The following is a 13014-nucleotide window of genomic DNA, read 5'->3' as shown; positions in this document are numbered from 1 at the left end:
AGCTTCAGGACTCCAGCGAGCGGATCCGGGCGGTCAGCGCCTTCAGCAGGGTCTGGGCCACCTCGGAGTTCTCCCGCACGACCGGCGCGAACGCCAGCGACGAGAGCGCAAACGTGGACAGGCCGTCCGGCCCGGCCACGATCGTCGCGGACCGCGGCAACCCGTCGATCAGCGAGATCTCACCGAAGTAGTCGCCGACCCCCAGCGGCTCCCGGACCACGCCGTTGACCGTGACCTCGGCCGATCCCTCCAGGACGACCTGCAGCCCGGCGTCGTCGGCGCCCTGGTCGACCGCGTGGCCGCCGGCCGGGATCTTGAGCGTGGTGCCACGCTCGATCAGGTCCGACAGCGTGTCCTTCGACAGACCCTCGAAGAGGTCGATCTTCGCCAGGAACTGCGGCAGGCTCTCGTAACTCATGGGATCGCACCCCTCGATCGGTGCCCGGACGACGGGCAACAACGTGAATGCGGCACAGAGTACAGCCCGGCAGGGATCGTCAGGACCTTTCAGCTTCTCGGCCAGGCCGCCCAGGCGGTCGCGAACATTTCGTCGACCGTGAAGGTGTTCTTCCAGGCCAGGTCCCGGGTCGCGGCGTCACCGTTCGCGACCACGCGGGACGGGTCGCCCGGGCGGCGCGGGCCTTCGGTCGGGGTGAAGTCGATCCCGGTCACCCGGCGGGCGGCGTCCATGATCTCGCGGACCGACGTACCGGTGCCGCTCCCGAGGTTGTAGACGCGCTCCAACTCCTTGCCGGCCTCCAGAGCGCGGGCGGCCGCGACGTGGGCCCGGGCGAGGTCGGCGACGTGCACGTAGTCCTTCACCGACGTGCCGTCGGGCGTCGGGTGGTCGGTGCCGTAGATCTGCGGGACCTTGCCCTGCGCCAGCAGGTTGCAGACGATCGGGAACAGGTTGTAGGGGCTGGCGTCGTAAACCGACGGGTCACCAGAACCGACCACGTTGAAGTAGCGCAGCGAAGTGTGGTGCAACTCGCTGGCGGCAGCCTGATCGCGGAGCAGCCACTCCCCGATCAGCTTCGACTCGCCGTACGGCGACTGCGGGTCCGGCGGCGTCTGCTCGGTCACCACCTCGTCCTTCGGCGTCCCGTAGACGCCGGCGCTGGACGAGAAGACGATGTTGTGGATCTCCTGCTCCGCCATCGCTTCGAGCAGCGAGACCATGCCCGTCACGTTCTGCGTGTACGTGTGCAGCGGTCGCTCGACCGACACCCCGGCGTACTTGAAGCCGGCCAGGTGCACGACTCCGCTCACCCCGTCGAGCGCCTCGCGTACCGCCGGACCGTCGAGCACGTTGGCCAGCACGAACGGCACGCCGTCCGGGACGAACTCGGCCTTCCCGCTCGACAGGTCGTCGATCACCCGCACGTCGATCCCATCGCTCCGGAAGGCCCGCACCACGTGCGCACCGATATATCCCGCACCACCAGTCACAAGCCAGGTCATGTCACCGATGGTGCCAGGACCACCCAGCCGCGCACACGCAGGCGGGCCGAACCCGTACCAGCGCTAACTCCTCGCTAACTCAGCGCGTACCGCGTTCGCCGGGTCAGCAGGAACGCCCCCGCGTACAGGACCGCGGCGATGATCAGCAGACCGTGGAACCCGATCAGCAGGTCGGCGTACTCGAGGCAGCCGCCGAGCATCGCGCCGAGCAGGTTCGCACCGAACGAGGCGGTCGCGTCCTTGGTGTCGGTGAACCGCTTCGCGAAAATCACGTTCGCCGCGAAGATCGGCAGGAACGCGATCAGTACGGCGACCAGCGCCCGCAGGCCGACCGGCATCGCGAGCAGCCAGCTGTCCGGGAAGATCCACGACAGCGCGAGACCGCCGAACAGGATCGCGAACATCACCTTCACCGGTGGTGTCCGGAAGCGCCTGGTCACTTCGACCGCGGCCAGCACCGCCACCAGCACGCCGGCGAACACGATTGCGTTGACCACCCACGTCGTACCGAACAGCAGTGCGAAGCCGGTGATGCTCTTCGTCTCCAGCAGCATGAAGCCGGCGCCGAGCAGGAACAGATCGACGTACGGACGCATCCGCCGGTACGACGATCCGCCGCCGGCGATGCCGACCCCGATCACGCCGGCGACCAGGATCAGCCCGAGCGTCACGAGGTACAGCCCCGGGATCCGGTCCGTGAACAGGTAGAGGAACGGACGGTTGTCGGTGGCCGGCGGCGGCGTGATCGCCGACGGGCCCGGCCAGGCCGCGCTGCAGGTCTGGTCCTGCTCGGTCAGTCCGACCGTCACCACGGCCTGCTGCAGGTCGTCGCCGACCTTGTCCACGCAGGGCTTGTGCCCGAAGGCCGACTGGGCCGTCGAGGCGAGCCGGTCGATCAGCCAGGTCTCCCGGTAATAGTTGTACATGGCAAAGGCACCACCCGGGTTCAGGTGCTCCTTCGCGGACTTGAACGCCTGCTCGGTGAACAGGTAGCTCTCCAGCCGCAGCGAGCTCGCGCCGTTCACCAGCGTCAGCGAGTCCGGCAGCGCCAGCAGGATCAGGTCGTACTTCTTGTCCGTCCGGGACAGGAACGCCCGCCCGTCGTCGATGTGCGACGTCACCCGCGGATCCTGGTAGGGACGGTCCGGGTTCAGCTGCTTGCCGAGGTTGCGGATCCGCGGGTCGATCTCGACCGCGTCCACGTGCGTCGCGCCCTTCTTCAGCGCGATCGCGACGTCCGACCCGGAGCCGGCCCCGATGATCAGGACGTTCTTCGGCTGCTTGCCGGCGTTGGCCCGCTCGTACGGAAGCCCGTACTGCGGCTCCCACTGCAGCCGCGCGTCCGCCGGGATCGCCTGCTGGTGCGGTACGCCGTTCACCGTGATCGTCAGCAGCGGCACCCCTTCCCAGGTGTACTGCTTGGTCTGCACCTTGTAGTACGGCGACCAACTCAGGTCCGCCTTGGTCGACTCGTGGAACAGCACGCCGAGCATCACGATCAACGGGCACAGCACCAGTACGGCGCTCAGCCCGGTGGCGACCACCCGGCGACCGGGCACGCCGGACGCCCGCGGGATCATCAGCGCGGCGAAGACGACCGTCACGACAGCGCCCCACCAGATCGGCGGCGCCCCCAGGAACGACAGGGCCGTGAACGTCACGATCCCGACCAGGCTGCCGACCAGGTCGAAGCGGTACGCCGTCAGCCGCGGCACCTCACCGAAACAGCGCCCGACGAGCTCGGCCGGACCGGCCAGCACGATCGCCGCGGCCACGAAGATGATCGGCAGGATCACCCAGACCGGCGGGCCGGTGGTGTTCAGGCTGGTGAAGTAGATGACGCTGGAGGAACTGCCCCGGTCGACCGTGACCGGTTTCCAGGCGATCACCAGGACGAGCAGCCCGAGCATGATCGGCGAGTAGTACGGCAGCCACTTCGCGCGACCGGACCGGAGGAAGCCGATCCCGATGCCGAGGAACGAGCCGAGCAGCACGAAGTTCGAGAAGTAGCTGAGATGGACGACGTTGGAGCCGGTCCAGCGGATCAGTGCGAGCTCGGTGAACAGCATCAGCGCACTGGAGGCGACGAGCCGCGTCCGTACTCCGAACGGGCTCGACCAGCCTGGTGTCACGACCTGGTGAGTGGATGAGTCGACGGCCATGCGGGGCGACGTTACCGGATATCGAAGTGGTCTGCGTCACCCCGCACAGCTGGTGACCGACGGTCAGCGGCCGGCCGGCTTCGGCAGCTGGCAACCCGACTTGTTCAGATCGATCGCGCGTGTCGCGGTCAGGCAGGTGTAGAGCCACCACGTTTGCTGGCCGTACGCCGCACCCTGATCGACGGTGACGTTACCGTTCGCGTCAACCTCGCACGGGTTGTTGATCGTGCAGGTCTCGCCGTCCTCGTTGCCGGTGTTGTTGATGCCGATCATCTCACCGGTGGTGGTGCTGACCACGGGCGATCCGGACGTACCGCCGATGGTCTCGCAACCGGGCTGCTGGTACTTGATCGAGTTCTGCCAGGTCCAGTCGCCCTCGCGCAGGGTCGGGATCGTCTTCTGCACCGAGCAGGTGTAGATGCGCTTCCAGTAGCCGGACACGACCGCCATACCGGCGCCGTCGGCCGGGCCCTGCTTGGCCAGCGTCAGCGGGCTGACGTTGAGCCGGCTCTTGATCGACGCGTAGGACTCGTTGATCCGGTAGACGATCATGTCGGTCTTCGTCATCGTGCCGAACAGGATCCGGTTGACGCGGATCGTGCCGGCGCGGCTCGAGTCCGGCCGCAGCAGGGTGATCGAGCGCGACGAGGCCTTGTTCACCAGCACCTGGCCGGGCTGGAGGAACCCGCCTTCGTAGCAGTGCCCGTTGGTGAGCACCAGGGCGCTGTCGGTGCTGACGGACTCGGCGTACCGGACGAGCGAGGCGGAGCAGTTGCTGAGCGCCGCGATCCCGGTGAAGTCGGCACCAGGAGTCTGGACGGCGGGTTGCGCTGCTTGGGCGGTGGTGGCGCCGAGCAGCGTGAGGGAGGCGGCCGCGGTGGCAGCCAGGAGTGAACGGAACAGTTTCATGGGCGGTTTCCTGTTCTCACTGAATGTGCTTGCAGGACTTCGTAACGCATCTGCCCGGCTCCGGCCATCACAACTGCGTCAAGCCGGGTGATTGCAGGGGTTTTCCTGCGCTGTGTGTCGGCCCTGCTACTCTTCGTCTCCGGATCCGCCTTTGTCCGAACCATCTTCCGGCCCGGCACGTCGTAACTGGTGACGGGTGCGGGACAAGGTACGGTCGGCAGCAGCCCGCCCGGAGGAGAACGGAAGGACGTCATGCCGCAGGAGAAGCCAGACCTGCGCAATCTCCGCGAGCCGGTGCGGTTCAAGCGGGCGGTGACGCTGGTTCTGATGACGCTGGTCCTCCCGGGATCGGCGCAGATCGTGGCGGGCAGCCGGCGGACCGGGCGCTGGGTCTGGCGGGTGGTCGCCGGGCTGATCGCGATCGTGGTCTTCCTGGTCGTGCTCGGGCTGATCTGGCGCTCGGGGACGATCAACTTCCTGGCCCGGCCGGGCACCCTGCGCGGCGTCCAGCTGCTGCTGATCGTGCTCGCGATCGGGTGGGCCGCGCTGTTCGTCGACGCGTACCGGCTCGGTCAGCCGCTGACGCTGGAGCGGAACCACCGTCTCGTCACCAGCATCCTGGACGGCGTGCTGATCTTCGTGGTCGTCGGCGCCCTGATCTACGCCAGCGTGATCGTGAACACCCAGCGCGACTTCGTCGCCAGCGTGTTCGGCAGCGGGAAGTCCTCGAAGGCCGACAAGGGCCGCTACAACGTGCTGCTGATGGGCGGCGACTCGGGCGCGGACCGGATCGGCACCCGGCCGGACAGCATGACCGTGGCCAGCATCGACGCCGACACCGGCCGGACCGTCCTGATCGGCCTCCCGCGGAACCTGGCCAAGGTCCCGTTCCCCGCCGGGACGGCAATGGCCAAGCAGTTCCCCGACGGTTTCCAGTGGAAGAAGTGCGCCGCCGAGTGCCTGCTGAACGCCGTCTACACGTACGCCGCCGGCCACAAGAACCTGTTCCCGGGTGACCCGAACCCCGGTGAGACCGCGACCACGCAGGCCATCGAGGCGGTCACCGGGCTGAAGATCAACTACTACGTGCTGATCGACCTGGCCGGCTTCCGTGACCTGCTGAACGCGGTCGGCGGGATCACGCTGGACATCGGCAAACGGGTCCCGATCGGCGGCGGCACGTCGCCGATCAAGGGCTACATCGAGGCCGGCAAGAACCAGCACCTGGACGGCTACCACGCGCTCTGGTTCGCCCGGTCCCGGGCCGAGTCGTCGGACTACGAGCGGATGGCCCGGCAGAAGTGCGTGATGTCGGCGATGCTGAACCAGCTGTCGCCGTCGACCGTGCTGACCAAGTTCCAGGGCATCGCGTCGGCCAGCAAACAGGTGGTCAAGACCAGCATTCCGGCCGGCGAGCTAGGCACCTTCACGGATCTCGCGCTGGACGCGAAGAAGCTGCCGGTGTCAAGCTTCTCCGCGGTCCCCCCGCTGATCCGCACCAGCGACCCGGACTTCGCGCTGATCCGTACCAAGGTCGCCGAGACCATCGCGAAGTCGGAAGCGCTGGACAAGGGCGGCTCGGGAGGGGACGGTAAGAACCCGAACACCACGCGTAGCAGTCCGACCACGAGCACGACCAAGAAGCCGAGCACGTCACACAGCACCAGGAAGCCGACGAGCTCACCGACCCAACCCGCCACCGGCGTCGACGACGTCGCATCGATCTGTAAGGCCTGACCTGATATGCCGTTGTCCCACTGGCCACCCGTCTCCGTCGTGATGCCCGTGCTGAACGAGGAACGTCACCTCGAGGAAGCCGTCGGCCGCGTCCTCGACCAGGAGTACCCGGGTGAGCTCGAAGTCGTGCTCGCGATCGGGCCGAGCAAGGACCGGACCCAGGAGATCGCCGACAAGCTGGCCGAGAAGGACCACCGGATCAGCATCGTGCCGAACCCGACCGGCAAGACGCCGGCCGCGCTGAACGTCGGAATCGCCCACGCCAAGCACGACATCCTGGTCCGGGTCGACGGCCACGGCGCGCTCACCGACGGGTACATCCAGCGCGCGGTCGAGGTGCTGGACGAGAGCGGCGCGGACAACGTCGGCGGCGTGATGGCGGCCGAGGGCCGGACGCCGACCGAGATGGCGGTGGCGTGTGCGTACCGGTCCCGGCTCGGGCTGGGCGCGTCGACGTTCCACCAGGGCGGCAAGGCCGGACCGGCCGACACCGTGTACCTCGGCGTGTTCCGGCGGGCCGCTCTGGAGCGGGTCGGCGGCTTCGACGAGACCATGCACCGCGCCCAGGACTGGGAGCTGAACTACCGGATCCGCAAGACCGGCGGCCTGATCTGGTTCAGCCCGGACCTGTCCGTCACCTACCGGCCGCGCTCGTCGCTGTCCGCGGTGGCGAAGCAGTTCTTCCACACCGGCCAGTGGCGGCGCGAGGTCATCCGCCGGCACCCGGAGACCGCCAACAAGCGGTACCTGGCTCCCCCGGTCGCGGTCATCCTGCTGGCCGTCGGCACCATCCTCGGCATCGTCGGCCTGGCCACCGGGGTCAGCTGGCTCGACCTCGGCTTCCTGGCACCGCTCGGGTACGCCGTACTCCTGCTGCTCGGCAGCGCCGTCGAGGGCCGCTACCTGCCCTGGAAGGCGCTGTTCTGGATGCCGCTGGTCTGCGCGACCATGCACGTCTCCTGGGGCCTGGGCTTCCTCGTCGGACTGCGCGAGAAGCCGAAGGCCGTCTAGCCCCTGGTCGACTTGATGTAGGCCTCGACGACCTCGTGCACCGGGCCGTCGAGGCGCAGTACTCCGGCGTCCAGCCAGATCGCGCGGTTGCAGGTCTCCTGGACCACGTCGAGGCTGTGGCTGACCAGGAAGACCGTGCCGGCCTGGTCGCGGAGCTCCTTGATCTTCCGCTCCGACCGGACCCGGAACTCGGCGTCCCCGGTCGCGAGCGCCTCGTCGACGAGCAGGATGTCGTGCGTCTTCGCGGACGCGATCGCGAACTTCAGCCGCGCCGCCATCCCGGACGAGTACGTCGACATCGGCAGGTCGATGAAGTCGCCGATCCCGGAGAACTCCACGATCTCGTCGTACCGGCGCTGGATCTCGGCGCCGGACATGCCCATCGCCAGGCAGCCGAGGACGACGTTGCGGTCGCCGGTCAGGTCGTTCATCATCGCCGCGTTCACGCCGAGCAGCGACGGCTGCCCGCCGGTGTAGACGGCACCGCCCGCGGGCGGCAGCAGGCCGGCGATCGCGCGCAGCAGCGTCGACTTGCCGGAGCCGTTGCGCCCGATCACGCCGATCGCGTCGCCCTTGTAGGCGATGAAGCTCATGCTCTTGACCGCGTGCACCTCGCGGATCGTCGGCCGGTCCTGGCGGTTCAGGATCCGCCGGAACGCGGTCGCCGCCGTACCCTTGCCGCCCTGCCCCGCGATCACCTTGTAGATGATGTCGAGCCGGTCGGCGATCACGGTCGGCTCTTTGTCAGCCTCGGCCATAGCGGTCCTCCGCCTGCCAGAAGTAGAGGAACCCGGCCGCGAGCATCACGAACGACCAGACGATCGCGATCGCCCACGCGTGCGGCAGCTCGTTCGCCTTGTGCTCCTCGAGCAGCGACCGCCGGACGATGTCGATGTACGCCGAGATCGGGTTGAACGCGAGTACCTGCACGACCCAGCCGGGCGCGTCGACCTGGTCCAGCTTGGCCGGCAGCGAGAAGAAGATGCCGGACGCGTACAGCCAGGTTCGGGTGACGAACGGCAGCAGCTGGGTGATGTCGGTGACGAAGGTGCCGATCCGCGCGAACACCAGCGTGATCCCGACGTTGAACATCACCTGCAGCAGCATCGCCGGGACGACGAGCAGCCAGCGCCAGGACGGACCGTCGGTGAAACCAACGACCACGAACAGGATCAGCAGCGAGACCAGCATCTGGTTGAGCTCGTTCAGCACGTAGGCCAGCGGGAGCGTCGCGCGCGGGAAGTGCAGCGTGCGGATCAGCGAGAGGTTCAGCGCCAGCGAGCGGGAGCCTTCGGTCATGCAGCGCTGGGTGAACGTGAAGACGAAGATCCCGCTGAGCAGGAACGCGACGTAGTTGTCGATCCCGTTCTTGGTGCCGAGCAGGACACCGAAGGCGAGGTAGTAGACGGCCGCGTTGAGCAGCGGCGTCAGCACCTGCCAGAGCGAGCCGAGGCGGGCCCCGGCGTACATGGCGTAGGTGCGTGCGGTGGCGTAGCTGAGGACGAACTGGCGACGGCTCCACAGCTCGCGGAGGTACGAGCCGAGCGGAGGGCGGATCGAGCTCTTGGAGAGTCCGTAGCGTTCGGCCAGGGCCGCGGGGCCGGTCGCCCCGGTCGGCGCTGCGGCGGTCGGCATTGCGCTAATCTACTGCGCTGCGTGACGCGGTGCTGACAGAGGTCTACCCGACGGTCTACTCGACGAGGCGCTCGCGCAACCGCTCGAGGTCGGCGTCGGTAAGACCACCGAGCCGCAGGTATGCCTCGGATCCGCCGTACTTGGTGTCCAGGTGGCGCAGGATCGCGACGATCGACTCGGCCCGGGTGTCGCGGAACTCGAGCATCTCGGGGTGCTTCGTCGGGTCGGGCTCCGCGGCGAGCTGCTCCTCCAGCCAGGGCGCGAGCCGTTGCTGGGTGAGGAAGTAGTCGGCAACGATCTCCTCCTCGGGTACGCCGGCCACGCTCAGGGCCAGCGCAACGACCATGCCGGTGCGGTCCTTGCCGCCGTGACAGTGCACGACGACGGCACCGTCCGGCTCGTCCGCGATCGCCTTGACCGCGGCGGCGAACAGCTCTGGGCGCTGGTCGAGCATCCAGGTGCAGGCCTCGACGATCGTCGGCCGGCCGTGCTCGGGGTCGGCCGGGTCCTGCAGACGCTGCCGGACGGCCAGTGGGGTACCGGTGAACGGGGTCGGCGCCAGCTCCACTTCACGGTCACCTCTCAGGTCGAGGATCCGCGCAACCGGAGAACGGCGTACGGCGTCGACGCCCTCGTCGGTGAGGTACTGCAGGCTGTCCGAGCGGATCAGGACGCCGCTGCGAATCGTGCGTCCGTCCGCGGTCGGTAGGCCGCCGACGTCGCGGGCGTTACGGCAGCCGGGCCAGTCGAGGTCCATCCGTCACCGGTCCTGCAGACGACGGCCACGAACGATCCCGATGGCGAGCAGGACGCCGCCGACGATCGCGAACAGCAGGAACGAGCCGATCGCGCCGAAGATCGACAGGACGAACTGGAGGACGCTCGAGCGCGGACCGACGGCGTACGTCGCGCTGGTGGCCGTGTCGTTGCAGGTGACGACGTAGTCCCCCGGCGGCACCTTGTGCTGCGACTTCGCGACGACGTACCAGGTGTCGCCGTAGAGCGTGATCGTCTCCGAGCCCTTCGGGTGGTAGATCGGGACCTCGGCGTCGTTGGCGTCCTTCGCCGTGCAGGGCGGTCGCAGTACCGGCACCGACGAGTAGATCGTCAGCCCCGGCTTGTCGAGCTTGACGTGGACGCCGCCGTCGATCGGGGTCGGCGACCTCGGCACGTTCACCACGATCCGCCAGACGAAGAAGCCGGTCAGCGCCAGACCGACCACCCAGCAAGCGATGGCGATCCGCGTCAAAGTCTTCTGCACCGGACTACGGTACGCCGAGAACTCGCAGCACGGCCGCGGTCGCCGCGGCGGCCACCACGACCAGCACGAACGGCGCCTTGCGCCAGGCGAGCACCCCACCCACGAGCACCCCGGCCGGCCTGGCGATTCCCGCCGGACCGTGGCCCGCGGTCAGCGCACTCGTCGCAACCAGCGCGGCCAGCAAGACCACCGCCGCGACGGCCAGCACCTGCTGCACCCGCTCCGGAATCTCGACCCGGCTCCGCAGCGCAGGCCCGGCAAACCGGAGCGAAAAGGTGCCCAGAGCAAGGATTCCGATCGCGACCAGCAGCACCGGGGTGTTCATGCGGGCACCTCGGCTTTCATCTTGTAGAAGAGCAGTCCGGTGAGCGCTGCGAGTACCGGCAACCCCGCGGGCAGGAACGGGGTCGTGGCGAGCGCCACGACGATGCCCACCAGCGCGGCCTTCCGCGTCTGACGCTCGCGGAGCGCCGGCAGGACCAGCGCCAGCAGCACGGCCGGGAACGCCGCATCGAGGCCGAACACATCGGTGTCCGTGATCACCGACCCCGCGAGCCCACCGACGACCACGCCGACGTTCCAGCAGACGAAGATGCCGATCCCGCCGGCCCAGTACGCCGCTCGCTTCTGCGTCGGGGATTCCTGGCCCATCGCGAATGCCACGTTCTCGTCCGTCATCAGGTGACTCCCCGGCCACCGGCGCCAGCCCGACCCGATCACGTCGCTGACCGCGAGCCCGAACGCGACGTGCCTGCTGTTCACCAGCAGCCCCGCGATCATCGCCGCGATCGGGCTCCCGCCGGCCGCCACGATCCCGACGAACAGGAACTGCGAGGCACCCGCGAACACCACGACCGACAGCAGCACCGGGACCCACAACGGCAACCCGCCGCCGACGCTGATCGCGCCGTACGAGATCCCGACCACGCCGTCGGCCAGGCAGACCAGTCCGATGTCCCGGGCCAGTCCCCGGTCGAGTGTTCGCCAGATCGAACGCATGGGCATTATGATGAACGCAACGCCGCCCGTTCGTCAACCCGAACGACCGTACCGATGGAGCGAACACCTGATGGACAGCAAAGCACCGCTCGACGTGATCGCCGCGTCCCTGCGGCGGCACCGGGCGCGGGCCGGGCTCTCCCTGAGCGAGGTCGCGAAGCGGGCCGGGGTCGCCAAGTCCACGCTCTCGCAACTCGAGTCCGGCACCGGGAACCCGAGTGTGGAGACGCTGTGGGCGCTGGCCGTGGCCCTCGATACTCCGTTCGCGAACCTGATCGATCCGCCGCGGCCGAAGGTGCAGGTGATCCGCGCGGACGAAGGCCCGGTCGTCTACTCCGAGCACGCGGAGTACAGCGCCACGCTGGTCGCGTCCAGCCCGCCGAACGCCCGGCGCGACCTCTACCGGATCGTCGCGTCACCCGGCCCCGGCCGGAGGTCCGAGCCGCACATGCCGGGCGTGGTCGAGCACGTCATTCTCGGATCGGGCCGCGCACTCGTTGGTCCCACCGACGATCCGGTCGAGCTGCTGCCGGGTGACTACATCGCGTACCCCGGCGATCTGCCGCACATCTTCCAGGCGCTGGAGGAAGGGACGGCGGCGACGCTCGTCTCCGAGCACGTGTAGGTCCCGCGGCTCGGTCAGCGGTTCGGCTTCAACCGCCAGCCGATGCCGACCAGTGCGCCGGCCACGGCGACCGCGCTGACGATGTCGATTGCTGTGGGCAACGAGTAGGCGTCGCTCAGCAGGCCGGTCGAGATCGCGGTGGCGGCGACACCGAGGTACACGCAGGTCAGGAAGGCGGCGGTCACCTCGCCGCGGCGCTCGCCCGGTGCGAGTTGGTTGATCTCGGCCTGTGAACCGAAATACGTCAGGCCGAGGCCGGCACCGGCGAAGATCGCGGCAGCGACGACCAGAAGTAGCGACTTAGCCGGGAACGCGCCGACGAGCGCGGCGAGACCGACGATCAGGGCGACGAGGCCGGCGGGTTGAGCGATGCGGGGTGCGAGCTGCACGCGAACCGAGACCGCTTGCACCGCACAGGCCGCGGCCAGCATCATCGCCGCGACGGCGCCCAGCAAGGCGAGATTGTGGTTGTGCAGCAGCTGCGCGACGTACGACGGGACGACGGACAGGAAGAGGCCGCCAACCGCCCAGACGGTCGCGCCGCTCAGACTCGCTCGGGCGAAGTCGGCGCGAATCTCCGCAGGTACAGACGGGCGCTGAGGACGCCAGCGGCCGCTGGTTGCCTCACTCGGCAGCCGGAGTACGGCGATCGCTGCGACGGCGGTGAGGACGAGACCCACGCCGTACGGCAGCTGTCGCGGGGCGGGCGCCCACTCCGCCAGCATGCCCGCCACCAACGGACCAGCCGCACTGCCGCCGCTCTGCGCCAATACGGTCGCCAGCGCGGCCTTACCGTGATCGTCATCCGGCTCCAGCTCGACGAGCGACGCAGCCGCCGTACCCGCAGTAGCGCCGAGGGCAACGCCAGCGGCAATCCGCCCGGCGAAGAGCCAGGCGGTACTCTGCGCGGCACCGAGCACGACCAGACCGATCGCACCCAACGTGAGACCGCCAAGCAGCACCCGACGCCGCCCGACCTGATCCGACAACTGCCCGAAGACCAGCAACGACGGCACCAACACCGCCATGTAGACGGCAAAGATCAACGTGAGCTCGGTCCCCGAGAACCCGAAACGCTCCCGGTAGACGCCGTACAGCGGGGCAGGCAGATTGCCGTCGAACAACAACACAAACAACGCAAAAGCAGTGACGAGAAACGGCCCACGACGGCGCGTCCTAATAAGTTCTACAGTCACCCACTGCGAGTACCCGAC

The 13014-nt window shown here is 68.5% G+C and carries 14 protein-coding genes; 3 read left to right on the top strand and 11 right to left on the bottom strand.

Going from position 1 to position 13014, the window contains the following annotated elements; translation table 11 throughout:
* Nucleotides 1-4: 4 nt before the first annotated feature.
* The 4 genes from AB0E69_RS30510 to AB0E69_RS30495 form a co-directional block, all read right to left on the bottom strand.
* Nucleotides 5-418, bottom strand: a complete 414-nt coding sequence (locus tag AB0E69_RS30510) for a cyclic nucleotide-binding domain-containing protein (RefSeq protein WP_360153779.1) — start codon at nt 416-418, stop codon at nt 5-7.
* 89 nt (nt 419-507) lie between these two features.
* On the bottom strand, nt 508-1461 hold the full coding sequence (gene galE / locus AB0E69_RS30505; RefSeq protein WP_360153776.1) for a UDP-glucose 4-epimerase GalE: 954 nt from the start codon (nt 1459-1461) through the stop codon (nt 508-510).
* A 74-nt stretch (nt 1462-1535) separates the two neighbouring features.
* Complete coding sequence (locus AB0E69_RS30500; RefSeq protein WP_360153773.1) at nt 1536-3623, bottom strand: spermidine synthase; 2088 nt, start codon at nt 3621-3623, stop codon at nt 1536-1538.
* 63 nt (nt 3624-3686) lie between these two features.
* Nucleotides 3687-4532 (bottom strand): serine protease, encoded by an 846-nt coding sequence (locus AB0E69_RS30495; RefSeq protein WP_360153770.1) that lies wholly within the window; start codon nt 4530-4532, stop codon nt 3687-3689.
* A gap of 252 nt (nt 4533-4784) precedes the next feature.
* Here AB0E69_RS30495 and AB0E69_RS30490 point away from each other — a divergent pair, with 252 nt between their 5' ends.
* Both AB0E69_RS30490 and AB0E69_RS30485 read left to right on the top strand, forming a co-directional pair.
* The gene (locus tag AB0E69_RS30490) at nt 4785-6269 is read left to right on the top strand and encodes an LCP family protein (RefSeq protein ID WP_360153768.1); all 1485 of its coding nucleotides are present in this window, start codon (nt 4785-4787) and stop codon (nt 6267-6269) included.
* Nucleotides 6270-6281: 12 nt separating this feature from the next.
* Complete coding sequence (locus AB0E69_RS30485) at nt 6282-7280, top strand: glycosyltransferase family 2 protein (protein ID WP_360154187.1); 999 nt, start codon at nt 6282-6284, stop codon at nt 7278-7280.
* Here the strand turns inward: AB0E69_RS30485 and AB0E69_RS30480 are convergent.
* From AB0E69_RS30480 to AB0E69_RS30455, 6 genes are read right to left on the bottom strand one after another with little or no spacing between them, the layout of a single operon-like run.
* Complete coding sequence (locus AB0E69_RS30480) at nt 7277-8038, bottom strand: ABC transporter ATP-binding protein (RefSeq protein WP_360153765.1); 762 nt, start codon at nt 8036-8038, stop codon at nt 7277-7279. The genes AB0E69_RS30485 and AB0E69_RS30480 overlap by 4 nt on opposite strands.
* On the bottom strand, nt 8025-8915 hold the full coding sequence (locus AB0E69_RS30475; RefSeq protein ID WP_360153762.1) for an ABC transporter permease: 891 nt from the start codon (nt 8913-8915) through the stop codon (nt 8025-8027). Before AB0E69_RS30475 ends, AB0E69_RS30480 begins: the two co-directional genes overlap by 14 nt.
* Before the next feature lie 55 nt (nt 8916-8970).
* Nucleotides 8971-9672, bottom strand: coding sequence for a tyrosine-protein phosphatase (locus AB0E69_RS30470; protein WP_360153759.1), 702 nt, complete (start codon nt 9670-9672; stop codon nt 8971-8973).
* Between the two features lie 3 nt (nt 9673-9675).
* Complete coding sequence (locus tag AB0E69_RS30465; protein ID WP_360153756.1) at nt 9676-10176, bottom strand: hypothetical protein; 501 nt, start codon at nt 10174-10176, stop codon at nt 9676-9678.
* 4 nt (nt 10177-10180) lie between these two features.
* Nucleotides 10181-10501: an AzlD domain-containing protein gene (locus AB0E69_RS30460; RefSeq protein ID WP_360153753.1), complete on the bottom strand. Its 321-nt coding sequence runs from the start codon at nt 10499-10501 to the stop codon at nt 10181-10183.
* A complete protein-coding gene (locus AB0E69_RS30455; RefSeq protein ID WP_360153750.1) occupies nt 10498-11175 on the bottom strand; it encodes an AzlC family ABC transporter permease in 678 nt (225 codons plus the stop codon). The genes AB0E69_RS30460 and AB0E69_RS30455 overlap by 4 nt, the downstream gene beginning before the upstream one ends.
* A 70-nt stretch (nt 11176-11245) precedes the next feature.
* Between AB0E69_RS30455 and AB0E69_RS30450 the strand changes: the two genes are divergently transcribed.
* Nucleotides 11246-11800, top strand: coding sequence for an XRE family transcriptional regulator (locus AB0E69_RS30450; RefSeq protein WP_360153747.1), 555 nt, complete (start codon nt 11246-11248; stop codon nt 11798-11800).
* A gap of 14 nt (nt 11801-11814) precedes the next feature.
* Here AB0E69_RS30450 and AB0E69_RS30445 read toward each other — a convergent pair whose 3' ends face one another.
* Nucleotides 11815-12996: an MFS transporter gene (locus AB0E69_RS30445; protein ID WP_360153744.1), complete on the bottom strand. Its 1182-nt coding sequence runs from the start codon at nt 12994-12996 to the stop codon at nt 11815-11817.
* Nucleotides 12997-13014 lie beyond the last annotated feature (18 nt).

It is taken from the genome of Kribbella sp. NPDC026611 (genome assembly GCF_040638345.1).
Lineage (GTDB): Bacteria > Actinomycetota > Actinomycetes > Propionibacteriales > Kribbellaceae > Kribbella.
This window is presented reverse-complemented; position numbering and strand designations above follow the sequence as displayed.

What these genes read in the sequence shown, in the direction of transcription:
- AB0E69_RS30510 (WP_360153779.1), bottom strand. Translation starts at nt 418, where the DNA reads ATGAGTTACGAGAGCCTGCCGCAGTTCCTGGCGAAGATCGACCTCTTC.
- galE (WP_360153776.1), bottom strand. Translation starts at nt 1,461, where the DNA reads ATGACCTGGCTTGTGACTGGTGGTGCGGGATATATCGGTGCGCACGTG.
- AB0E69_RS30500 (WP_360153773.1), bottom strand. Translation starts at nt 3,623, where the DNA reads ATGGCCGTCGACTCATCCACTCACCAGGTCGTGACACCAGGCTGGTCG.
- AB0E69_RS30495 (WP_360153770.1), bottom strand. Translation starts at nt 4,532, where the DNA reads ATGAAACTGTTCCGTTCACTCCTGGCTGCCACCGCGGCCGCCTCCCTC.
- AB0E69_RS30490 (WP_360153768.1), top strand. Translation starts at nt 4,785, where the DNA reads ATGCCGCAGGAGAAGCCAGACCTGCGCAATCTCCGCGAGCCGGTGCGG.
- AB0E69_RS30480 (WP_360153765.1), bottom strand. Translation starts at nt 8,038, where the DNA reads ATGGCCGAGGCTGACAAAGAGCCGACCGTGATCGCCGACCGGCTCGAC.
- AB0E69_RS30475 (WP_360153762.1), bottom strand. Translation starts at nt 8,915, where the DNA reads ATGCCGACCGCCGCAGCGCCGACCGGGGCGACCGGCCCCGCGGCCCTG.
- AB0E69_RS30470 (WP_360153759.1), bottom strand. Translation starts at nt 9,672, where the DNA reads ATGGACCTCGACTGGCCCGGCTGCCGTAACGCCCGCGACGTCGGCGGC.
- AB0E69_RS30460 (WP_360153753.1), bottom strand. Translation starts at nt 10,501, where the DNA reads ATGAACACCCCGGTGCTGCTGGTCGCGATCGGAATCCTTGCTCTGGGC.
- AB0E69_RS30455 (WP_360153750.1), bottom strand. Translation starts at nt 11,175, where the DNA reads ATGCGTTCGATCTGGCGAACACTCGACCGGGGACTGGCCCGGGACATC.
- AB0E69_RS30450 (WP_360153747.1), top strand. Translation starts at nt 11,246, where the DNA reads ATGGACAGCAAAGCACCGCTCGACGTGATCGCCGCGTCCCTGCGGCGG.